We start from the raw sequence: 22977 nt of genomic DNA, 5'->3' as shown, positions 1-22977 counted from the left end.
TGACCAGGGACGTGAAGATAGGTGGGTCACGCTACTTCATCAACACATCCAAAGCGACACTGCCCCAGTTGCGCGCATAGCGTGCATAAGCGCCTGACTGCAGTTCTGCGGCGATTGCTGGCAGACGCCGCCATCTTGGCTTGGGAAAATCCATGCGTCTCTGCAGATGAGCACATTTATCATCAATGCCAGACAGGTGTTCCGGGATGACCTGCCCACTGCGCGGCAGGCGTTGCTGCAGCGTAGTCCACAATGCCAGTTCATCGCGCAGATATGTCTCGCGATCTACTTGCAGGGCATTCTGTATCTGCGACAGCAGGGATTTTTTCCGTCCGCCGATCTGATTATTGCCGTGCTGCCGGTATTGCAGCAGACATTCATCAATCGGCGCAATATTGCCGCAAGCAGCTGCCAGCAAGGCTATCCATGCATCGTGGTGCCAGGCCGGAGGAATTGGCAAAATCATTTCCCGCAACGAGGTACGAAACGCCAGGCTGGCCCCCATCACCAAAAAACGCTTGAGCAAGAGTTCGAAACCGGCGCCCGCCTGCATATACTGTATGGCATGGGCATCAAATTTAAGCCCTTGCCACATGCTGTAGCCAAGCGATTGCAATGATGCATCGGTAACTTCGGCATCACTGAAAACGGCAGTGACGCTGTCATCGATAAACGTCTGGCTTATTTTTTCCAGTTTGTCGCCACGCCAGACATCATCCTGATCCGACAAGGCAATGACATCACCGCTGCACAGGGCGATTGCCCTGGCAAAATTAAGCCTTGAACCCAACCTGTCCTGGTTGATAGAAAGACGCACGGGAAATGCGACCTCGCTGGCGAAAGCACGAATCAGCTCTGTGGTTGCATCCGTGGATTGATCATCGCAGACGACAAGCTCATACGGCCTATGGGATTGCGTACGAAAACTCTGCAATTGCTCCTGCAAATAAGTGGCACCATTGTAGGTACACAAAGCAATCGAGATGCGTGTGGATGTCATAGAGAGATCAAAGGTGCGCTAAAGACCTGTGTCGACGCGCATGAGAGAATGATCTGCATCATAGATATGATACGCACGCCATAGCAATAACACAGACCGTACCGACTACGTCCAGCCACTTGCACGGTAACAGTCAGTCGCCACACAAGAATAAATGGAACAGAATTTCATCCCATGAATTGCAGCTTTGCACTGTTCAGCTCTATGACATCATTGTTTTTGAGTTGCACCGGCTTGGACTCAATAACAACATCATTCAGTTTCGGTTTGGTAGTGCCTTCGACATGAGCAATAAAATAATTCTTATCCTGCCGCGTAATGGCGACCACCTGAACCGAGGGGCTTCCTATGGTAGTGACAGGCTTGGATAGCACCAGCTCCTTACCGGCATTGGCACCTGTCAACACTTTGACTTTGGCAGGCATATTCGCTGCGGCGGGTGCTGCAACAGAGGCAGCAACCCCAGCAGCAACCTGTGCAGTTGGACTCACTGACTGGGTGACCTTGCCCTGGGTATCTTTTTCAACCTGGAAACGCAATTTGTATTTGCCGATGTCGATGATATCGTCATGTTGCAGCAAATGCTTTTTTACCGGCTGGCCATTGACCATGGTGCCATTGGTACTGCCCAGATCAAGCACAAATGAACCGTTCGAAGAAGTATCGATCGCAGCATGCTGGCCGCTGACTGTCAGGTGATCAATGACCACGTCATTACTTGGCCTGCGACCTATGGTCAGCCTTGATTTGGTGATTGTCAGTTCTTGTTGTACCAGACCATTAAAGGTGACGACAATTTTCGCCATAAATCTCTCATCAATTCGTAAGCCCCAGAACTACCGGGTAAAGGTTCTTTGCAACCAGGATTTGTTTTCTTCGCCAACCAGTCTGAACAGGATAACCGATATATTGTCGAGGCCGCCACGATCATTCGCATGATCGATGAGTGCACCGCAACATAACCGCATATCCGAACCGTAGCGACTAAGGATGGTGAGGATTTCATCATGACTGAGCATATCGGTCAATCCATCCGAACAAATCAGGTAAAGATCGTCATCCTGGGTATGGTGTATATGCAACTCCACCAATAGTTCTTGCTGTGTGCCGACGGCGCGGGTGATCAGGTTCTTGATCGATGAGAAACGGGCATCGGCTTCTGAAATCAGGCCGGCATTGAGTTGTTCTTGCAGTACAGAGTGGTCTTCTGTGAGTTTGGTCAGATCACCGTCACGATAGCGGTATGCCCTGGAATCACCCACATGAGCCAGCAAAAGCTTATCCTGCAGACAACAGGCGGTTACTACTGTTGTCCCCATGCCCGCACATTCGGGATTGGTTTGTGCGACATTCAAGACGTTACGATTGGCGGATTCAATCGCCTCTGTCATCCAGCGCGCCATGGCAACCGGTCTGGGCCCCATGGATGGAAACCACAGGCCATCCATTTTGGTACACAGATATTCGGCGACGATTTGCGACGTCATCGCACTGGCCACTTCACCGGCGTTATACCCACCCATGCCATCCGCCAGCACGGCGCAGCCATAATCAGCGCAAACAACGATAGCATCTTCGTTATGCGCTCTGACTCGCCCGGTATCAGACAAGGCGGCAAATTCTAAAACACGCTGGTATGGCATCAATAAACGGCTGACTAAAATTTTTTGCAAATTAATTAACAATCATCAAACCCAAAAACTGGATTGATTTTTTCTCTATAAGTTAAGCTTAACATTAAGGAAATCTATTTGCACTGGATATCCTCAGTAAATGCAAGCATAAACAAAAAGAGTCGCAAAATCTGCGACTCTTTTTTTGACCAACTTTTTTTACCAAAAAAACCTTACAGCATGGCTTTCAACAAACGTGCCATTTCAGATGGGTTTTTGGTTGCTTTGATGCCACATTCTTCCATGATATCCAGCTTGGCTTGTGCTGTATCAGCACCACCAGAAATCAGGGCGCCTGCATGGCCCATGCGCTTGCCTGGAGGCGCCGTCACACCAGCGATGAAACCAACAACTGGTTTCTTCATGTTGTCGCGTACCCAGTAAGAAGCATTGGCTTCATCAGGACCACCGATTTCACCGATCATGATGACGGCGTCAGTATCTGGATCATCATTGAACATCTTCATGATGTCGATGTGTTTCAGACCATTGATAGGATCACCACCGATACCTACAGCAGAAGACTGACCCAGACCCAGTGCAGTCAATTGACCCACTGCTTCATAAGTCAGCGTACCGGAACGGGAAACCACGCCGATACGACCTTTACGGTGGATATGGCCTGGCATGATGCCGATCTTGATTTCGTCTGGCGTGATCAGACCTGGGCAGTTAGGGCCGAGCAATTTTGTTTTGCTGCCGGACTTTGCCATGCGGTCTTTCAACATCATCATGTCACGGACAGGGATGCCTTCAGTAATGCAAATTGCCAGGTCCAGGTCAGCTTCAACAGCTTCCCAGATGGCAGCAGCTGCGCCTGCTGGTGGAACGTAGATAACGGAAACTGTCGCACCAGTTGCTGCCTTGGCTTCAGATACGTTAGCAAAAATCGGGATGCCTTCGAAATCTTCGCCAGCTTTTTTCGGGTTCACGCCAGCGACGAAACAGTTTTTACCGTTTGCGTAATCGCGGCACATGCGAGTATGGAACTGGCCAGTTTTGCCAGTAATACCTTGGGTGATGACTTTAGTGTCTTTATTGATCAGGATGGACATATCTGTTCCTTGCGATTATTAAGCTTGAGCTGCAGCAGCGGCAACAACCTTCTGCGCTGCTTCTTCCATCGTGTCAGCCGCGATGATAGGCAGGCCAGAGTCAGCCAGCATCTTCTTGCCGATGTCTTCGTTAGTACCCTTCATACGCACAACCAGTGGTACTTGCAGGGAAACTGCCTTGGATGCAGTGATCACGCCTTCAGCGATCACGTCACAACGCATGATGCCGCCGAAAATGTTGACCAGGATGGCTTTCAGGCCTGGGTTTTTCAACATGATCTTGAAGGCTTCTGTTACTTTTTCTGCAGTCGCGCCACCGCCTACGTCGAGGAAGTTGGCTGGTTCGCCGCCGAACAGTTTGATGGTATCCATCGTTGCCATCGCCAGACCAGCACCGTTGACCAGGCAGCCAATATTGCCGTCGAGGGAGATGTAAGCCAGGTCAAATTTGGACGCTTCGATTTCAGCTGGATCTTCTTCATCCAGATCGCGGTAAGCCACGATTTCTGGTTGACGGAACAATGCATTCGCGTCGAAGTTGAATTTTGCATCCAGTGCGATGACTTTGCCGGAGCCGGTCAGGATCAAAGGATTGATCTCAGCCAGGGAACAGTCAGTTTCCATGAAGGCTTTGTACAAACCTTGCAACTGTACGCGCGCATCAGCGATAGAACCTTCAGGCACACCGATTTTACGGGAGATGTCGTCAGCTTCAGCATCTTGCAGACCATTGGTCGGGTCAATCGCCAGGTTGTGGATCAGCTCAGGATGTTTTTCTGCCACTTCTTCAATATCCATACCGCCTTCGCTGGAAGCCATCAAGACCACGCGCTGGCTGATACGGTCAGTTACCATACTCACGTACAGTTCTTTCTTGATATCTGCGCCTTCTTCGATCAGCAGGCGACGAACCTTTTGACCTTCAGGGCTGGTCTGATGCGTGACCAGTTGCATACCCAGGATGGCATCTGCGTATTCACGCACTTGTTCCAGGGATTTGGCGACTTTCACGCCACCACCCTTGCCACGGCCACCGGCATGAATCTGGGCTTTAACAACCCAGACTGGTCCGCCCAGTGTTTCAGCTGCTTTGACAGCTTCGTCAACAGACAGGCATGGAATACCGCGCGGTACTGTCACTCCGAATTTGCGGAGGATTTCTTTACCCTGATACTCATGAATTTTCATACGACTTCCCTTCAGACACTGAGGTATAAATAATTAAACAAACAAACTAGCTGGGTGATTTCACGCTGGACAAGGTCTTTGACCAGCGCGGGTAATACTTGACAACCGCAGGCCCATCAGTACGCAGGGCATGGCAGCGATCGAGTTGAAAAGGTTGTTCTGACTGCTGCGCGTCATCGGTCGCGCCATCGCGGGTGTCAATCACATCACCGGCGAAAGCCTGGACTGCTGCAGTGGGTAAAATTTGCGCCATTTCGGTTAAATGGGTACAGCCATGAGTGCCGGAAAGACGCTCTTTCACGCCCTGGCGAAACTGCCGCAGCAGATTCAAACCGATCAACTTTTTGTAATCGGGAGCAATTTCTTCACAATAACCAGGATAAGGAACCGCGTCGGAAGCCGCCTCAACATCCACGACATTGAGCTGCAAATCGATGGTCAGGCGTAAATTAAGGTCGTGAAGAGCCGCACCATTCGGGCGCGTGCCGGAGGCAAGAGTGATATCGCGTGGCTTGTAATCAGTAATACGGGCGTCAAGATCCCACAATCCATCATCGCGCGCGAACGCTTCGATCTGGATAGTACGCGTATGCTTCAAGGCGCGTCTGTTGGTTGACGAAGATAAGGGCATCATGCCTGCTGGCGGCTCATTCTGGATAAATAGCCACAATTGCGTGTCGTTACCGCAGCTTCTACGATAACAGCCGCTCCTGCGGCCCTGCAAAAAAACCAGCAGAGTTTAGCACAGACCAGCCGGGAACTCATCATATGACTACAATTTAAGCAGTTTTCTGAGTATGCTTATGCAGAAATCTAAGCAGAAAATTAAGTTTTTTGTAGTATAAGAGGTAAAAAGCAGGCAAGCAGCGAGCAATTTTCAGATAAATTTCTACTCTTGCAAAATCAACATGTGATTTAAGTGCCCGCTTATTCTTGGCACAAGCCAAAGCATATCTGAAAGCCTGATCTGAAACTTTGACACTCTTGCACTCGTCAATCCTTAGTAAATATGAATATCTTTCACTTCGTCATTCCTGCGAAGGCAGTAATCCATGGGATTAAAGCCCTAAGCGCTTGATTCACTATGATCTTTTCCTGGATTTTTTGAGTTTGGGCTTTTGAGTTTTTACAAATAAATGATGGGCAAATGTAATCAGGCAAAGCCGCCAGGCCCCAGCTTAGGCTGGGTCGACCTTATTGAAATTGCGGCACGTTGAAATTGTGAATACTATTCATCATCCTCATCCCGCGATGCCCGCATCGCTGCCTGCGTCGCCCGGCTGGAAAATCCCCTCTGCTGCAAAAACGCTGCCTGCTTCATTTTCTCCTGATGATCTTGCGGTGCATGCGGGAATTTCCTGTGCAAGACCTGAACTGCCCTCTCCGCCTCAGATTCTTTCAAATCCTCTTTCACGTTTTCTATATCCTGCGCATCCAGGCCATGGCTTTGTAACTCCGCCAGGATACGGTTATTGCCAAACCTGGCCTGCCGCCGGTTCACCAGCGATTCAGAAAAACGCTCGCCTGACAGATATTTTGCCGCCTCCAAAAAATCCAGCACGGCAGCCACATCATCGCCCTCTTCCGCATACCGTGCCAGCTTGCGCTCCAGCTCCATGCGGCTATGTTCACGCATGGACAGATAACGAAGGGCACGGGCTTTCAGGCTAATGGCAGGTTTTTTCATACTTCGGATACAAAAATGCCAGTCGGACAGCACAAGTACATTGAAGTACATCGCACCAGCCAACTGGCATTATTTTAAAGAGCAAACATAAAGCGAGTAGCCAAATAGCGAAACTGCTTAGTTAAGTTGCTTAGTTAAACTATTCAATCAAACCGCTTATTCAGTCGTTGCTGCCGCCACCAACAAAGGCACCCCCAGATGCAGACGCACTTTGTTTTCAATTTCAAATGCCAGTTCAGGACGCTCTTTCAGGTATGTACGTGCATTATCCTTACCCTGACCAATGCGCTCACCATTATAGCTATACCAGGCACCGGCTTTCTCTATGATCTTGGCATCTGCCGCCAGATCCAGAATCTCACCTTCACGGGAAGTCCCTTCGCCGTACATGATGTCAAAGTGTGCTTCTTTAAATGGTGGCGCCACCTTGTTCTTGACAACTTTCACCTTGGTTTCATTGCCGACCACTTCATCACCAGACTTGATAGAGCCAGTGCGACGGATATCCAGACGCACAGAAGCATAAAACTTCAGGGCATTACCACCTGTCGTTGTTTCCGGGCTACCAAACATGACACCAATCTTCATACGGATCTGGTTAATAAAGATTACCAGCGTATTAGTGCGCTTGATACTGCCTGTCAGCTTACGCAAAGCCTGAGACATCAGACGTGCCTGCAAACCAGGCAGGGAATCACCCATGTCGCCTTCGATCTCCGCACGTGGCGTCAAGGCTGCCACAGAATCGATGACCACCAGGTCAACACTGCCGGAACGCACCAGCGCATCCGTAATTTCCAGCGCCTGCTCACCAGTGTCTGGCTGAGAAATCAGCAAATCAGACAGATTCACACCCAGCTTCTGGGCATAGCCCACGTCCAGCGCATGTTCTGCATCGATAAATGCACAAGTACCACCCAGTTTTTGCATTTCAGCAATAGCTTGCAGTGTCAATGTGGTTTTACCTGAGGATTCAGGACCATAAATCTCGACCACACGACCACGTGGCAAGCCACCGACGCCCAGTGCAATATCCAGACCCAGCGAACCTGTGGACACAACCTGCACCTCTTCCACCACCTCGCCATCGGCCATACGCATGACCGAACCTTTACCAAACTGCTTTTCTATCTGTGCCAGTGCGGCAGCAAGTGCCTTTGCTTTTTCTGAGGCATTTTCTGGTTTCTTATCGTCCATACATTCTTTCATTCAATAAGCGGCGGGTGGAAAAATGAAGCGCAGATTTAATTTCCTGCGTTTTGCAGCACTGTATAAAAAAACAGTGATTTATGCAAGAGACTTTTTGCATTGATTGTTGAACGGGGGGATTTTACAGTGAAGTGTTGGTAATCATCTAATTATTATTCGTTTGACAAAATTTCTTGTCGATTTTCATTTAACTCTGAATTTTTTCACTTAACTCTGAACCCTGAACGACACTGATATAGCGCCAGATAATTTCCCGGGAGGAAGATATAACACCGTATCATATTGATTTGATTTTCATAAAAATTTCTAATGCCTCGTCGTCTCCTTCTCGTTTTCTTGCTCGCCACTGGTAGCAGTCACGCTCAAAAGGAAACCGCAGCACCGGTTGATACCGCGCCAGTAGTTGTGCGAAAAGACGCGGTGCCTGCGCCCGCGCTGAAAAATGAACCAGCCACAGCCGATGCTGCGCCGGCGGCGCCGTCCGTTGAAATTCGTGGTGCCGTCGATGCAATACGTCGCAACGAAACCGCCACCAAAATCGTCGTTCCCAATGAAGAACTGGTCAAATACGGCGACCCGAATGTGCTCGACGCAATGAAGCGCTTACCAGGTGTGACCGTGCAAGGCACCAGTGTGCGTATGCGCGGCCTTGGCAATGGCTACACCCAGATCCTGGTCAATGGAGAGCGTCCATCGGCTGGCTTCTCGCTCGATACGTTGGCGCCGGACATGGTGGAGCGGGTCGAGATCGTGCGTGCTGCCACTGCCGAATTCAGTACCCAGGCGATCGCTGGTACCATCAACATCGTGCTCAAGAAGGCAGTTACCAAGGGTGCCAGCGAAGTGAAAGTGCTCGCCGGTGGTGCGCATGGCCAGCACAACGCCAGTACCAATTTGTCGACATCGGACCGCTCGGACAATCTGTCCTATACGCTTGGCGCTAACTTGAATTTCAACCAGAATGCCAATCCATCGTACGCCACGGTTGAGGGGCACGCTGTCGATGGTGCGCTGACCGAAAAGCGTAACACGACCTCAGTCAACACCAGTCAAGCCGAGGGTATCAATCTCAATAGCCGTTTGAGCTGGAAGCTAAAAGGAGAAGACAGCTTTACCTGGCAAACCTTTGCCAATCAAGGATACTTCAAGGGCAACAACGACGACCGCACTGCGACCTTGACGGAACCGGCCTACCCTTACCCCTTGCTGGTGGCTAACTTCAACGGCATGTTCCGCAACCTGCGCAGCGATATGAACTGGGTGGCCAAGTTTGTTGACGGTGGCACGCTTGATGCCAAGCTGGGTGTCTCCGGTTCGGACAATGAGCGCTTCGTTGGGCGCCAGGGTCGCAGCACGGCCAACGCCCGGGTGCTTGACCGCGACTACACCACGCGCGGTAACGACCGTGGCGTTAGCACGACCGGTAAATACACGGCGCCCTGGCTGACCGGCCACTCAATCGCGTTTGGCTGGGACTTCGGCTACGCCAGATATCACGAAAACGAAGTGCAGGATGACACCGACGTGAAGCTAGACTTCAACAATAACTTCAGCGCGACCATCACCCGCCTCGCTGCGTTTGCGCAGGACGAGTGGGACATTACCAAGGACTTGTCACTGTACCTCGGCGCACGATGGGAAGGCGTGCGCACCCATGCAACGGCCATTGGCATTGATTCGGGCTCGCATCTGTCGGTGCTGAGTCCACTGATGCAGACCCTGTACAAGATCCCGGGCCGCAAAGGCGACCAGCTGCGTTTCGCGCTGACCAGGACCTACAAGGCACCAGGATTGTGGCAACTGGTACCACGCCATTTCTACAGTTCGTTCAACACTGCTGTCTCACCTGACTCCAGCGGCAATCCGAACCTCAAGCCAGAACTGGCACTGGGCATCGATGCTGCCTTCGAACACTACTGGTCCGAGGGCGCATTGCTGTCGATTGCGGTGTCGTCGCGCGAGATCGAAAGTTTGATACGCAATGAAGTACTTCCCGTCGGCGACCACTATGTGTCGGCACCGTATAACCAGGGCAAGGCCCACGTCAAGGGCCTGGAACTGGAAGCGAAATTTCCGCTCAAGGCCGTAATGAAGGATGCACCAAACGTTGACGTGCGCGCCAGCGTCAGCCGCAACTGGTCTATCGTCGATGGCGTGCCAGGCCCAGGCAGTCGCCTCGATAACCAGCCACGCATCTCGGCCAACTTTGGCGCTGACGTCAGGCTTGGCCAATGGAATGGCGGGGCCAGTTTCTCGTATGTGGAAGGTTCGTGGTCCCGCACCTCGTTGACAGATTCGCGCTTCAATTCCTCGCGGCGCGACCTTGAAGCGTACCTGCTATACAAGTTCACGCCGAAGATCCAGTTGCGAATCACGGTGCGCGACCTGCTGCGCCCTGACAATGTGAGTAAATTGCGCTTCGATGATCCAAATGGCAGCTACGAGAGTATGTCGACCAGCCCAGTGCGTCCGGGCTGGCGCATCGCCTACGAGCACAAGCTGTAAGAGCAGAAAGGCAATGCGATAAGCTTCCAAAAAGCAACGCGCCTATAACAGGCAGGATAGCTTACCAAACGCGGTTCAAATTTTAGGGCGAATCAACAGCAAGCTCAATTTATCAAGCAGGCTTTATTCTACAAATGCAGCAATGGCGCTGCTGCTGGATGCAGCCTGTTTTGCCTTGTACATGGCGATGTCGGCTTCTTTCAGGAACTGCTCGGCATCCGCCGGGGAATCGTAAATGCTGATCCCAATACTGGTTGACATCATAATCGCAGAACCAGGTACCGGCACGTCCAGTGTCGTGACAATTTTCCGTGCCAGGATCTGGGCATGTTCCAATACCCGCACACCTTCGGCAAGCACGACAAATTCATCGCCCCCGAGGCGGGCCATCGTGTCACTTTCACGCAAACAGCCAGAAACTCTTTTTGCAAATTCTTTCAGGACCTGATCGCCAGTGTCATGGCCGTTAGTGTCATTTATTTTTTTAAAACCGTTCAAGTCCATGAACAATAAAGCCAGGCCATTGTTTTGTCGTAGTTGCCGGACAATCGATTGATGCAAGACTTCCATAAAGTGCCGCCGGTTCGGGAGTCCGGTCAATCCGTCCGACAAGGCCATTTCATTCAGCGCCTCTTCCCATTTCTTGCGTTCAGAAATATCGTGCAAAAAAGCAGTGAATTCAAGCCGGTCTGCAACATTATTGACGTTCAAACTTACCTCAACGGAAATTTCTTTGCCGTCTCGGTCAACAGCGAGGAATTCCCGCCGCGCAGTCGTTGCTGTTTTTGCAAATTTATCCAGATGCTTCAAGATATTGACAAAGGAATTTCTGAAAGCAGGCGGCACGATCAGATCGGTGATATTGCGTCCCATGGCTTCATGATTGTTCCAGCCAAACAGGGATTCGGAAGAACGATTCCATTGCGTCACAATTCCTGCATTGTCTATCGATATCACTGCGTCGTTGGCGTGCTCCAGGATAGTGCGTATGCGTTCTTCACTTGCACGAAGTTGCGCCTGCACACGCAGCATCTCGTCAAAGGCGACCTGCTTGCCAAGCGCAGCTCCCAGCGCAGCTCCCATGAGTTCCAGCGTCTGTAAATCTTCCTCATCAAAACCGTTTGCCTGCTCCGACATGACTTTAAGAACACCAACTGGCAGGCCACGTTCAAAAAGGGGAGTACAAATCATGGAACGAACACCTACTCTTTTGCAGGCATTTGCATCAACGCGCGGATCGGTTTCTGCATCGTCACACCGAAGAATCTCTGCGCTGCTGACGCATAAGCCTGACAAGCTATTCGCTCTCAACAGGCGCAAACCAACATGCTGGGATATCGCACCGCTGGCGGAACGGTAAACCATGTAATCACCATCTACCAGTTCAACTACCGCACCTTTGGCGTCGGTCAATTCTTGCAATGTGTTTACGACAAGCTGCATGAATGCCACAAGATCCAGATCTGCCAGGGCGAGGAGTGATTGTGTCTCAATGATTCGCTCTAACCGGTCAAGTTGCCTTTTGCTTTTCTTCATTTTCCGATCCCAGACAGTTTTTATACGTTCCATTTATTTTATGGTATTTCTGCGCAATTTCACTTTCAATATATGGCGGATTCGCTACTTTTTTTGTAAATTATTGCGCCTTGACCTTCAAGGATTTTGCAAGGAAAGCAAGTGGGTCGCCGCCCAGCTAAAACTGATAGAAAATCGACATTTTCATATCAGCCAATGTTGTTCATTTTGCTCTGAACTTTTCGAATTCCATACAGTGCCTGGTTACCAATTGTAGGTTTTGGTAACAAAAAATCATTGCGATTGTGAATAAATGCTAAATCTGCCAGCATTTGCTTTGTATTTTTTCAACATGACAAGGCCCTGCCTGTTCTACCGGGAATCACTCTTTCAAAAGGTAAAGTGATGTACACAATTCGCAAGTCTGGATGGATGTCGTGGATGCTGCAAGCGAGCATGGTCGCCCTGTTAAGTGCATGCGGAGGCGCAAACGATAAGGCAGTTTCGGGCAGCCCGCAGGCAGTCATCTCCAACCCACCACCAGCGTCTACTGCCAGTTCTTCATCGCCTGGCACATTGAGCGCATTGACGCAAACCACAAAAAGTACGTCTACAATTTTAAGCCTCGTGCCGCAAGTCTTGTATACAGATACCCTCAGCGGGCCGACCACGGGTGGAGAAAACAACCTGGGCGCCTATCTGTCTATTTTCGGCAGAAATTTTGGCTCTGCCAGCGACCTGGGCACAAATACGAAAGTCTATATAGGTGACAACGAAGTCGCTAACTATCGCTATTTAGGAAACGCGAAATCAAGCGACAAGACGGGCTTGCAACAGATCACCGTACAGGTGGGCTCACTTGCAGGTGCCCCTGCCGGGACGGCACTGCCCGTAAAAATCGTGTTTAACGGTGCAGCTTCCAACACAGACAATAGCTTTACACCCAGTTCCGGACGTATCCTTTTCGTTGCATTGTCTGGTTCTGACACCAGCGCGGTAGCAAATAATATTGCCAAACCATGGCGCTCGCTTCAGAACATGAGTACCTTAAAGGGTGCCTACTTTGCCATGCAGGCTGGCGACCAGATCGTATTGCGCGGCGGTGCCTGGCACGACACCAACGGCCAGGATAAAACATGGATGCGTTTTGGCAGCGGTATCTATGCCAGAAACGGCAGTGCTTCAGCATGGATACATATCACCGCCTATCCCGGCCCCATCAACGGCAACGCCATAGAAGATGTGCACTATACGACGCCAGCCGGTGCATCAGGCGGTATCGCTGGCCCCTGGTCCGCCATCGCAGGTACGTCAGGTGAGTTCATCGCGGTGTCCAATTTAAGGATGGATGTGGCGGGTGGTGCCAGCCGTGATGCTGCCCCGATTAACCTGCAATACACCGCAGGCCCATGGCGCGTAGTCAACAATGAGCTTGGCCCATGGGTTGCCGGCAATTCTGCCACGCTGAACGCTGCGGGCGTTTCTGGCCACGGTAACGGCAACAAGGTTCTGGGTAATCACATCCATGACATTGCCGGTACGTCTGAACTGCAGAATCATGGCATCTATGCCGACACCACGGCACAAAACTGGGAAGTTGCCTATAACTGGATACACAATATTACTGGCGGTTCAGCCGTACAGTTCAATGATAATGAAGGCGGTGCAGGCTCAGTTACGCTGCCGCACGGCGGCATCTGGCAGGGCTTCACCGGCATACGGATACATCACAACTGGCTGGAAAACGCCGCCAAATATGGTATCAATTTCAATGACCAGGGCAGCACACATAAGGGAACTTATGAAGCCCAGAGCTGGAACAATGTCATTACCGGCACAAAGCTCTACCCGATACGTATCAATTCAACAGCCACCACACAAAACATGTGGTTTGCCTTTAACACGGTCTACAACGCCATGACCGGTGCGGCCGGAAATAAAGCCTACATCATGGATGAAGGCTTTGGCAGTGGTGCGGGTATTCACAACAAGTTCTATAACAATATTTTTGCATTCGGTCCTGATACTCAGGCCGGCACCACATGGCTGATTGATTACAGTACGCCATCCACAACCACCAGTTATGACTTCAAGCAGAACCTTTACTTCAGCAATGGACAAGCTGTGCCATCACCGGCCACACTGGGCGACAACGCGGCTATTTCTACCAATCCGCTGTTCAATAATGCCAGCGCAGGAAATTATTCTTTGCAGGCGACCAGCCCGGCGGTGGATGCGGCCAGCCAGCCAGGTCTGTTTGCCGTCGATGACGACATGGTCAATGCCGCACGTCCGCAAGGTGCCGTCAAGGACATTGGTGCGTTTGAACTCATCGGTGGGGGCACGGTACCCGTTTCAACACCTGTCAGTGGCCTGTGCGGTAGTGCGAACACTCAGTCATTCAGTGTGGCACCCAGCAGTAATCTTTGTTCGACAGGCATCGCATCATCCGTATCATTAATCAATAGCAGTGGTGGTGGTAGCGGGAGCGGATCATGGGCCTGGAGTTGTGCGGGATCGAATGGAGGAGCGACAGCAAGTTGCAGCGCGACAGTCGCTTCAAATCCTGATCCATCCACCCCACCCAGCGTCCGGCAGCAATACTCCGGCGTCATTACACCAGGATCAAGCACACATCATTTTGCGGGTAACGTGTCGGCGGGTAACTGGATACTGGTGACAGTGGGCGTGAACAATAATGCGGTCGGTGTATCAGGCACACTGTCCGACAACCAGGGCCATACCGATATCGGCGCTTTCACATCGCTGGGCAACATTTATGTTGACGGTATGGGCACCGATGTCTATGCGGTGAAGGTATCGACATCGGGTGCGTACACATTGACCGTAGCGATTCCAAACCAGGGCAGCATACACATGCTGGAAATCCAGAATGCAGACGCGGTTAATTTGCTGGATGTTCCTTTGGCGACCAGTGCTGGCCCACGATTTGCAACTACTGCACAATCTTCACCAACGCAGATCACCACCAGGACCAATGATCTTATTCTTGCACTGGTTGATTTGGGTATCGGCAATGCCATTCCGTTTAGCCCAACGGGATCGTGGCAACTGGTAAGCCCACAGGCAGGCACAGGCATCACTTCGCGTCTCTATGAATGGCAACCGGGCACCACAGGGGTATTCAACATTTCCGGAACCGTCAGCGGTAGCGGTGCCGGGTATCCGGGTTGGGAAACAGTACTCATTGTGATCAAAGGACGGTAGAACCTATTTTTCTGCTGTTCGCTCCTGCTGCTGAAATACGTTCCGCCCCCTTGTCGGGAGTGTCATTCAGGTAATGACATTCCCGGCAAATGCGCCTGTCTATTCCATAGAAACCGTTCCATCTCCATATTCTTCTACCGCAGGGTCCAGGTTTTCAGGTGCATGGAGTATCGCAGGCCCTCTGGAGCAAGCCTGTCTGGTCAGGTATTCTGTCAAACCTTCGGCTTGTACGGCAGGTGGAATCGTCGCCTGCATTTCACTCAATAATTCTTCCGTCGCTCTGACTATCCATTCCACGCTGCGATACTTGGGCGAGACGATCTGGATATTTTGCGAATCAGTCTGATCAAAGAAACCATGCTGCAGTTTGTGTCTGACGTAAGAAAGCGCAGTGATACCAGGGATGGTACGCTGTTCCAGATAGGCCTGTTTGCCAGTCTCATCATAACGGACGACGATATCCGGAAACTCGTATCCTTCATCTTCCAGCAGCGCTTCGCTGACGATATGTGGCAACAGCGGTCTGGCATCCTCATGACCCACTTCGAACAAAAGAATTTTCTTGAGTTTCTTCATTTCTTTCTGCTCTTCCGTGTCGGTCTTTTGAATGGCAATAGTCGGGAAGTATTCGCGGATGAAGGCATTGGATTTACTGATCAGTTCATCTCTGCTGGTCTCTGGCCGGTGCTGGAAGAAACGGTCATCCATGTCCATCATCTTCCAGGCATGATTGAGGTCATGAATGAGGAATTCGAGCGGAGACTGCCAGAATTCATCGACGTACACAGGCTCGGTTGATACGCCGATAAAATAGACTGGTGTGCCCCGTATTTTCATGAGGTCAGTAGCAGAGATATTGTCGAACGTAGGGATGATGATGACTTCGGGAATCCGCCGCATCAACTCTTCGTAGCGGTACCAGTACTTCTTTTGGAAATGGGTACTCAGGTTTTTCTCGGTACGGCATGCGATATCAAAGAAGCCTACTGCTTCGAACAGGACACGCAAGGTCGGGGCATAGGGACACATCGCGCCGTTCTGTATCGTCACATGATGGAATTTATGCAGCAACTGATCGCGCATAAAGGAAAGAGCAGCATTGTCGCGGCACTTCTCATCCATCGCCGCCAGGGTCATCTGGCTACGGAAATAATCGACCACTGGCAAGAGTTCCAGCACTGGCGTATCCAGGCTGCCATTATGCAACTCAAACCGTGCACGTAATCCGCGATATAACTCCACGGGATTCCTGACCCATTCCCGTATCCATTCGTGATGGGAAATACCCTGCGTTTTGCTGAAGTTTTTTGCCACCAGCGCAGCGGCAATCTGTTTGTGATGACCAAAGGCAAAAGAACCTTCTTTCGCATTTGGTGTGGTCATCACACTCTCGGGCAGCCACCTGCCCTGCACGCCTTCTGTGTCGGCAATTTCTACGAGAAACCCGATCGTGTCCACGATATGACGCGGATCTGATGGCAGGGCAATCTCTTTGAGATGGTCGCGATATCCGTGAGAAACGGTTCTGTCCATGTAGATGCGGGCTTCGTTTTTCTCTTCATTTTTCGCATCCTTCGTCCCTGCGTCTTTTGCCTTGCCCTGTACAAAATAATATTTACGCCCGTCTTTTTCTGAAATCCCGTATTCGGGTGTTACAGATCCGAACACTTTGCTGCCTGTTACCCGGAGTGCCGCAAAAATATTGCCCGGTATTCCAAATTCGTTTTGTTCATCTTCATCTTGCAGTAGCCCACCCGGCAGGGACATGCCTTCAGGGAAAAACGTCCGGTCCAGGACAAGAAATTCCCGTCCTTGCTGGCCGTCGCGCATCACAAGCACGTCAACAGTCTTGCGAACCATGACCCCCTGATCAATTCGCTGCTTCGCCTGGACTTTAAGCCTCTGATCGGACAATAAGGCGCTCACTACTGCGGATTGACGATCCACATTTAAATAGTTTGCCACGCAATCTTCGATCCCATTCTTGCGGATGGGATCACGCAGACGATGAAACCAGTACACCATATACAGGAGCGATTCTGCATACAGACTTGCCGAATGGCTTTGCGTATCGACGCTTACCGCGTGTTGATTCAGTATCTCAAAAACGATATGCGCTGCACTGGCCTCTGCTGCCTGCATGTCTGAGAGCGAAGGCGACAGATTGAGCATCTTTTCTGAGGATTCCGTGTTATCCGGTAGCCCGGGGGTCGGTGTAGACGCATTCAATGTCATATTATTTTCCGTAAGAATTTCTTGCATGTTGCTGATTCACATAAAACTTGCCAATTGCTGTCATTGCAATATTGCCAGTAAATCACATCTGAAGGCAGGAAAATCGATGCTTTTGACAGAAATCGCTACCGGCCTCAATTCTTATGCCATCTGCACATTGATTATTCTCAATATTTATATTTCAATATAATAAAGAATTACTTTGCACATAATCTTTTGCAACATAAGATCAGTTCGACTTAATCATCTTATGGAAAATAACTATGACAGTAATACGTCAAGCACTCGTTATGCGCCTGGCCACAAGCAGTAGCTGCACAGACAGCATTCAAGCGAGGTTGCCAGAGACTACCAGATGGGGGCGACTATCGTGTACCCCTCAGTTACAAATTCTGATGCTGGTAAGATGACGACTGATTTTGCATGGAATATCCCTACAACGACATGAAAATAGATGACATCAGCGCCTTCGTCGCAGTTGTGCGCAACCAGTCGATCAGTGCCGCAGCCGACGCACTGGGCTTGACCCAATCTGCCATTACACGCCGGGTACAGAACCTCGAACACGCGCTGGGCGTGGAACTGCTCGACCGCAGCGTCAAGCCGCCCAAACCCAGTGCAATGGGGCGGCAGGTGTTCGATCAATGCGGCAAAGTGCTGCAGGAGGTTGACCGCCTTCGCAACCTGGTGCAGGACGACCATGCACCAACCGGGGTGTTCCGCATCGGCGTGATACAGACCATCGGCGATGTGGTGCTGCTCGATACCTTGCAACGACTAAGCCGCAACTTCGAAGGCCTTCATACCGAAGTATCTTCTGGCTGGGGCTCGCAACTGGTGGAACGCGTCGCCAAGGCCGAAATCGACGCTGCGGTAGCGCTGTTCCCGGCCACCAAGGTGCTGCCAGAGGGATTACGAGGTCGCGGGCTGGGCAGCATCGAGCTGGTCGTTGTCGCAAAAAAGAATGCAATGCCCAAGCGCTCTTACAAGCTTCGCGATATTTTTAGTATCGGCTGGGTGCTCAATCCTGACGGTTGCGGTTTCCGCGCGGGTCTGGCACGTGCGCTGGCAGAACAGGGTCTGTCGTTCAAAATCAACCTGGAAACCTTCGGTACCGACCTGCAACTGGGCCTGGTCGCCAATGAAATGGGCCTGGGACTGATGCCGCGCCCTATTTTCGAGCACAGCCGTCATCGCTCGCAGCTCGATATCGTCAACGTCAGCGATTTCAAACCGGTACTCGATATCTGGCTGGTGCAACCCTTGCAGCCAGGCCCGGTGCAGCATGCGATCGATTTTTTTGCCGAGGCGGTGCAGCATGCCTTTGCAGAGACGCCACTCAAGGTAGTCGCACGCTGACATTAAGATTATTCCTGAAAATCATATATCAATAGTAGAAACAATTAGTTTTAGCATAATCATTTGCTCTCTATACTGATTTCAATGGCTAGAAAAGCCTTCGGATCAACAGTATAGGAAAGCAAAGATATGTCGGTTTCCACCCACTCTTACGGCGCCGCTCCCGCATCTGTGCATGATGCTGCGCCGGTTTCTAAAGTTTCGCAAAATCCGCAAGATTCGAGAGCGTCGCAAGTGTCTCGGATATCAATTCAGCGTTCGATTCTCGTTTCCCTGTTTCGCCGCGCCCTTAGTCCACTGGTGTTGCTTGCGCTGTGGGAGCTTGCTTCTCGCACCGGCGTGCTGCCAGAACGCATACTGGCAGCGCCTTCGCAAATATTCGTCACGCTTGGTGACCTGATTGTTTCTGGCGAGATGGGTGCCAATGTGCTGGTGTCCCTGCAGCGCGTGGTCACTGGTCTGGTAGTGTCGCTATCACTGGGTACGGCACTGGCGCTGGCATCCGGTCTGTCGCGTCAGGGTGAGATCGCGATAGATTCGACCATGCAGATGGCGCGTACCCTGCCCTTCCTGGGGCTGGTACCGCTGTTCATCTTGTGGTTCGGCATTGGCGAGTTCACCAAGATCGCACTGATTGCCTTTGCTACCACCTTCCCGATGTACCTGACCTTATACAGCGGCATCCGTGGCATTGATGCAAAGCTGGTGGAAGCAGCCCGGCTATTCGGCTTGAGCTATCCGCAACTGATCGTCCATGTGATACTGCCTGGTGCTCTGCCATCTTTCCTGATCGGCTTGCGCTACTCGCTGGGTGTAGGCTGGTTGTCACTGGTGGCGGTAGAACAGATCAATGCCACTGCCGGCCTCGGCTACCTGATCAATAACGCCCGCGACTTCATGCGTACTGACGTCATCGTGGTCTGCCTGCTGGTGTATAGCCTGCTGGGTCTTGCCACTGATTTGCTGGTGCGTACGATCGAACATTATCTGCTGGCATGGCGACCGACTTTTATCAAGGACTGAACATGACCAGCATACAACTCAATCTGTTAGACGTGCAGCTTCGCAATGACAGTACGGTGGGCCAGCGCGCTGATACGCCAACGCTGCCGCCAACGCACACGCCAACGCACACGCCGACACATACCCCGGCGCATACTCCAGTGCACGCGCGTCAGTTAACCAAGCGTTTTGGCGACAACGTCATCCTTGATCAACTGAACCTTGATATTCGTGCCGGTGAATTTGTTGCGCTGCTGGGCCGCAGCGGTTCTGGCAAAACCACGCTGTTACGCGCTTTGGCGGGACTGGATCGCATCACTTCGGGTACGCTGGAAGTACCTAAAGCCTGCACTGCAGTTTTCCAGGAACCACGCCTGATGCCCTGGAAACGCGCCTGGCGCAACGTGACGCTGGGTCTGAAGCTGGATCAGCCGCGACAGCACGCACGCCAGGCTCTGGCCGAAGTAGGGCTGGCGCATCGCGAGAACGCCTGGCCTGGCACCTTGTCCGGTGGCGAAGCACAGCGCGTAGCGCTGGCACGTGCACTGGTGCGCGAGCCACAGCTACTGCTGCTGGACGAACCCTTTGCCGCACTCGATGCACTGACCCGTATCCGTATGCATCAGTTGATTCTTTCACTGTGGCGGCAGCACCGCCCGGCGGTACTGTTGGTCACACATGACGTCGACGAAGCCGTACTGCTGGCCGACCGCGTGCTGGTGCTGGAACAGGGCCGCATCGTCTCTGATATCGCCATCACCCAGCCACGTCCACGCAGCGCCGAACTACCGCAATTCCAGCAGGTGCGCGCGCAATTGCTGGAGCTGCTGGGTGTCGAAATTGACACTCCGGTCACAACAGAGAATGCACCAGCGCCGGTAGTCATGCCTTTCAACTTCAGTAACTTCTCGATCTGATCATGTCTACTTCTGTCCTTCGCCTGCCTTCCGTCCAAAATGCCCACCAGCTGGATAGCCCGGAATTTGCCGCGTTGCTGAAAACGCTGACGGCGGAATTTTCCGCCACCGCCGAACAGCATGACCGCGACGCCAGCTTCCCGCACCGGAATTTCGAGCGGCTGCACGAACTGGGTCTGCTCGGCCTGACAGTACCGCGTGCCCTGGGTGGCCTGGGTGCCAACCTGGCACAGACTACACGCGTGGTGGCTGCTGTCGCACGCGGCGAGCCATCCACCGCGCTGGTACTGACCATGCAATACCTGCACCACGCATCCGACCGCAAGACACGCTGGCCACAACATCTGCTGCAGCGGGTAATCGACGAGACCTTACGCGATGGTGCCCTGATCAATGCACTGCGCGTGGAGCCTGAACTGGGCACGCCTGCACGTGGTGGCCTGCCAGATACCATCGCGCGACGCACGCCAGAGGGCTGGCGCATCAGTGGTCGTAAAATCTACTCGACCGGCATACCACGTCTGACCTGGCTGGGTGTGTGGGCCCGCAGTGACGATGCTGAACCATTGGTCGGCAGTTGGCTGGTGCGGCGCGATACGCCGGGCATCAGTGTGATTGAAACCTGGGATCACCTTGGCATGCGCGCCACCGGCAGCCACGAAGTGGTGTTCGACGATGTGCTGGTGCCACTTGACCACGCAGTCGAAGTGGCGCCAGCCGGATCCGCGCCTGATATTGATGCCTCGCTGCTGCTATGGATGTCGGTACTGCTATCTGCCATCTATGATGCCGTGGCCCGCTCGGCGCGTGACTGGCTGGCCGGATGGCTGGAAGGACGCGTTCCGGCCAATCTGGGTGCGCCACTTGCCAGCCTGCCGCGCTTCCAGGAGGCACTGGGCGAGCTGGATGCATGGCTGTTTTCCAACCGGGTACTGATTGATGCAGCTACCAGCGGTGCGATAGCAGCATCTGACGGTTTCCGGGTGAAGTATCTGGTGACCAACCAGGCGATCCGGGTAGTGGAAAAGGCCATCGAATTAAGCGGCAATCCAGGTCTGTCACGCAGCAACCCCTTGCAACGCCACTACCGAGACGTACTGTGCAGCCGCATCCACACGCCACAGAACGACACGATTCTTGTCAATAGCGGCCGTGCGGCATTTGCAGCACGTGCCTCAGGTGCCGTAGGTGCCGTAGGTGCCGTAGGTGCCGTAGGTGCTACAGGTGCTGCAAATGCCATACATAACACCCCTCTCGCCGGCGCGGCCGGCATTTCATCCATCTCTGCAAAGGAAGCATCATGAGCATCGAATTCATCGGCTTTAGCGCCACCCAGGAAGTGTCTGAAACAGTGTTGCCGCAAGGCGCAGTTGTGAATAAGAGTTTTCTCGCGGCGGTCGCCAATGCCCACGAGTACGCAGGTTTTGACCGCGTGCTGGTAGCTCACAGCAGCGGCTCTGTAGACGGTTTTCAGGTTGCCTCGTACATCGCTTCGCAAACTGAGAAAATCGGCATTTTGCTGGCGCATCGTCCCGGCTTCGTGGCACCGACGCTGGCAGCGCGGCAACTGGCCACACTCGACCACTTCAGCGATGGCCGCGTGGCGGTACACATCATCAGCGGCGGTGATGACACTGAGCAGCAACGCGACGGCGATTATCTCGACCATGACCAACGCTACGCACGCACAGAAGAATATCTCGACGTGGTCAAAAAAACCTGGACTTCGGAAGGCCCGTTCGACCATGAAGGCGCCAACTACCGCCTGAAAGGTCAAAATGCAGGCGTACGCCCATTGCACAACCAGCACCTGCCGATCTACTTTGGTGGTTCGTCCGACGTCGCTATCGAGGTCGCTGGCAAGCACGCCGATGTCTATGCCTTGTGGGGTGAATCGCTGGCCCAGGTTGCAGACACCATCGCCCGCGTGCGCGCTGCTGCTGCCAAACATGGCCGCGCCGACAAAATCCGTTTCAGCCTGTCGTTGCGTCCGGTGCTGGCCGCAACTGAAGAAGCTGCATGGGCCAAGGCCGACGCTATCCTCGCTGCCGCTACTGATCGCGTCAAACACAATGCCCATTTCAGCAAGCGTCCGCAGGAACCTCAGAATACAGGTGCCAAGCGACTGCTGGAAACCGCGGCACAAGGCAAAGTGGTCGACGAACGCCTGTGGACTGGCATCACTGCACTGACCAAGGCTGCTGGTAATTCCACTGGGCTGGTGGGCACGCCAGAACAGGTGCGCGACGCATTGCTCAAGTACTGGGAACTGGGCGTCACCACCTTCCTGATCCGCGGCTTCGATCCTGTTCAGGACGCGCTGCAGTACGGTCGTGACCTGATACCGCTGGTGCGTGCCGCCGTGGCGGAACGCGAGGCGCAGGTACAGCGCCTGGCCGCCTGA

Annotated in this window: 17 protein-coding genes; 7 read left to right on the top strand and 10 right to left on the bottom strand. The window is 52.5% G+C overall.

From position 1 onward, the window contains the following. Positions 1 to 31 precede the first annotated feature (31 nt). From H8L32_RS10920 to recA, 8 genes are all read right to left on the bottom strand, one after another. Positions 32 to 1000: a glycosyltransferase family 2 protein gene (locus H8L32_RS10920; protein ID WP_186947210.1), complete on the bottom strand. Its 969-nt coding sequence runs from the start codon at positions 998 to 1000 to the stop codon at positions 32 to 34. Positions 1001 to 1167: 167 nt separating this feature from the next. Then, positions 1168 to 1806 (bottom strand): FHA domain-containing protein, encoded by a 639-nt coding sequence (locus H8L32_RS10915; protein ID WP_186947209.1) that lies wholly within the window; start codon positions 1804 to 1806, stop codon positions 1168 to 1170. Between the two features lie 30 nt (positions 1807 to 1836). Next, entirely contained in the window at positions 1837 to 2673 is an 837-nt protein-coding gene (locus H8L32_RS10910) for a Stp1/IreP family PP2C-type Ser/Thr phosphatase (RefSeq protein ID WP_230412149.1), read from the bottom strand. A 173-nt stretch (positions 2674 to 2846) separates the two neighbouring features. Further along, a complete protein-coding gene (gene sucD / locus H8L32_RS10905; protein ID WP_186947208.1) occupies positions 2847 to 3728 on the bottom strand; it encodes a succinate--CoA ligase subunit alpha in 882 nt (293 codons plus the stop codon). Between the two features lie 18 nt (positions 3729 to 3746). Further along, positions 3747 to 4931 carry an ADP-forming succinate--CoA ligase subunit beta gene (gene sucC / locus H8L32_RS10900; protein WP_268977622.1) on the bottom strand — a complete coding sequence of 395 codons (1185 nt, stop codon included), beginning with the start codon at positions 4929 to 4931 and terminating at the stop codon, positions 3747 to 3749. Positions 4932 to 4962: 31 nt separating this feature from the next. Beyond that, positions 4963 to 5547 (bottom strand): DUF2889 domain-containing protein, encoded by a 585-nt coding sequence (locus H8L32_RS10895; protein WP_186947206.1) that lies wholly within the window; start codon positions 5545 to 5547, stop codon positions 4963 to 4965. Positions 5548 to 6144: 597 nt separating this feature from the next. Then, positions 6145 to 6603 carry a recombination regulator RecX gene (gene recX / locus H8L32_RS10890; RefSeq protein WP_186947205.1) on the bottom strand — a complete coding sequence of 153 codons (459 nt, stop codon included), beginning with the start codon at positions 6601 to 6603 and terminating at the stop codon, positions 6145 to 6147. Positions 6604 to 6759: 156 nt separating this feature from the next. Beyond that, positions 6760 to 7800 carry a recombinase RecA gene (recA, locus tag H8L32_RS10885; RefSeq protein ID WP_186947204.1) on the bottom strand — a complete coding sequence of 347 codons (1041 nt, stop codon included), beginning with the start codon at positions 7798 to 7800 and terminating at the stop codon, positions 6760 to 6762. Between the two features lie 321 nt (positions 7801 to 8121). Between recA and H8L32_RS10880 the strand changes: the two genes are divergently transcribed. Next, positions 8122 to 10317 carry a TonB-dependent receptor plug domain-containing protein gene (locus H8L32_RS10880; protein WP_186947203.1) on the top strand — a complete coding sequence of 732 codons (2196 nt, stop codon included), beginning with the start codon at positions 8122 to 8124 and terminating at the stop codon, positions 10315 to 10317. 123 nt (positions 10318 to 10440) lie between these two features. On the opposite strand, the gene H8L32_RS10875 is transcribed toward H8L32_RS10880, so the two are convergent. Further along, positions 10441 to 11853, bottom strand: a complete 1413-nt coding sequence (locus tag H8L32_RS10875) for a diguanylate cyclase domain-containing protein (protein WP_268977620.1) — start codon at positions 11851 to 11853, stop codon at positions 10441 to 10443. Between the two features lie 384 nt (positions 11854 to 12237). Here H8L32_RS10875 and H8L32_RS10870 point away from each other — a divergent pair, with 384 nt between their 5' ends. Next, on the top strand, positions 12238 to 15060 hold the full coding sequence (locus tag H8L32_RS10870) for a choice-of-anchor Q domain-containing protein (RefSeq protein WP_186947201.1): 2823 nt from the start codon (positions 12238 to 12240) through the stop codon (positions 15058 to 15060). A gap of 99 nt (positions 15061 to 15159) precedes the next feature. On the opposite strand, the gene H8L32_RS10865 is transcribed toward H8L32_RS10870, so the two are convergent. After that, the gene (locus H8L32_RS10865) at positions 15160 to 17295 is read right to left on the bottom strand and encodes a hypothetical protein (RefSeq protein ID WP_186947200.1); all 2136 of its coding nucleotides are present in this window, start codon (positions 17293 to 17295) and stop codon (positions 15160 to 15162) included. A 444-nt stretch (positions 17296 to 17739) separates the two neighbouring features. On the opposite strand from H8L32_RS10865, the gene H8L32_RS10860 reads away from it, so the two are divergent. The 5 genes from H8L32_RS10860 to H8L32_RS10840 all read left to right on the top strand — a co-directional run bounded on the left by H8L32_RS10860 (position 17740) and on the right by H8L32_RS10840 (position 22977). Next, positions 17740 to 18654: a LysR family transcriptional regulator gene (locus H8L32_RS10860; RefSeq protein WP_186947199.1), complete on the top strand. Its 915-nt coding sequence runs from the start codon at positions 17740 to 17742 to the stop codon at positions 18652 to 18654. 234 nt (positions 18655 to 18888) lie between these two features. After that, positions 18889 to 19677, top strand: a complete 789-nt coding sequence (locus H8L32_RS10855; protein WP_329605175.1) for an ABC transporter permease — start codon at positions 18889 to 18891, stop codon at positions 19675 to 19677. Between the two features lie 2 nt (positions 19678 to 19679). Next, positions 19680 to 20573, top strand: coding sequence for an ABC transporter ATP-binding protein (locus H8L32_RS10850; protein ID WP_186947197.1), 894 nt, complete (start codon positions 19680 to 19682; stop codon positions 20571 to 20573). A 2-nt stretch (positions 20574 to 20575) separates the two neighbouring features. After that, positions 20576 to 21877: an acyl-CoA dehydrogenase family protein gene (locus H8L32_RS10845; protein ID WP_186947196.1), complete on the top strand. Its 1302-nt coding sequence runs from the start codon at positions 20576 to 20578 to the stop codon at positions 21875 to 21877. After that, positions 21874 to 22977 (top strand): LLM class flavin-dependent oxidoreductase, encoded by a 1104-nt coding sequence (locus tag H8L32_RS10840; RefSeq protein ID WP_186947195.1) that lies wholly within the window; start codon positions 21874 to 21876, stop codon positions 22975 to 22977. Before H8L32_RS10845 ends, H8L32_RS10840 begins: the two co-directional genes overlap by 4 nt.

The organism is Undibacterium hunanense, assembly GCF_014284335.1.
GTDB classification, from domain to species: domain Bacteria; phylum Pseudomonadota; class Gammaproteobacteria; order Burkholderiales; family Burkholderiaceae_D; genus Undibacterium; species Undibacterium hunanense.
The sequence above is the reverse complement of the archived record's forward strand: the minus strand, read 5'-3'. Positions and strand labels throughout refer to the sequence as shown.

Coding starts and splice junctions, on each gene's coding strand:
- H8L32_RS10920 (WP_186947210.1), bottom strand. CDS start 1,000: ATGACATCCACACGCATCTCGATTGCTTTGTGTACCTACAATGGTGCC.
- H8L32_RS10915 (WP_186947209.1), bottom strand. CDS start 1,806: ATGGCGAAAATTGTCGTCACCTTTAATGGTCTGGTACAACAAGAACTG.
- sucD (WP_186947208.1), bottom strand. CDS start 3,728: ATGTCCATCCTGATCAATAAAGACACTAAAGTCATCACCCAAGGTATT.
- H8L32_RS10895 (WP_186947206.1), bottom strand. CDS start 5,547: ATGCCCTTATCTTCGTCAACCAACAGACGCGCCTTGAAGCATACGCGT.
- recX (WP_186947205.1), bottom strand. CDS start 6,603: ATGAAAAAACCTGCCATTAGCCTGAAAGCCCGTGCCCTTCGTTATCTG.
- recA (WP_186947204.1), bottom strand. CDS start 7,800: ATGGACGATAAGAAACCAGAAAATGCCTCAGAAAAAGCAAAGGCACTT.
- H8L32_RS10880 (WP_186947203.1), top strand. CDS start 8,122: ATGCCTCGTCGTCTCCTTCTCGTTTTCTTGCTCGCCACTGGTAGCAGT.
- H8L32_RS10875 (WP_268977620.1), bottom strand. CDS start 11,853: ATGAAGAAAAGCAAAAGGCAACTTGACCGGTTAGAGCGAATCATTGAG.
- H8L32_RS10870 (WP_186947201.1), top strand. CDS start 12,238: ATGTACACAATTCGCAAGTCTGGATGGATGTCGTGGATGCTGCAAGCG.
- H8L32_RS10865 (WP_186947200.1), bottom strand. CDS start 17,295: ATGACATTGAATGCGTCTACACCGACCCCCGGGCTACCGGATAACACG.
- H8L32_RS10860 (WP_186947199.1), top strand. CDS start 17,740: ATGAAAATAGATGACATCAGCGCCTTCGTCGCAGTTGTGCGCAACCAG.
- H8L32_RS10850 (WP_186947197.1), top strand. CDS start 19,680: ATGACCAGCATACAACTCAATCTGTTAGACGTGCAGCTTCGCAATGAC.
- H8L32_RS10845 (WP_186947196.1), top strand. CDS start 20,576: ATGTCTACTTCTGTCCTTCGCCTGCCTTCCGTCCAAAATGCCCACCAG.
- H8L32_RS10840 (WP_186947195.1), top strand. CDS start 21,874: ATGAGCATCGAATTCATCGGCTTTAGCGCCACCCAGGAAGTGTCTGAA.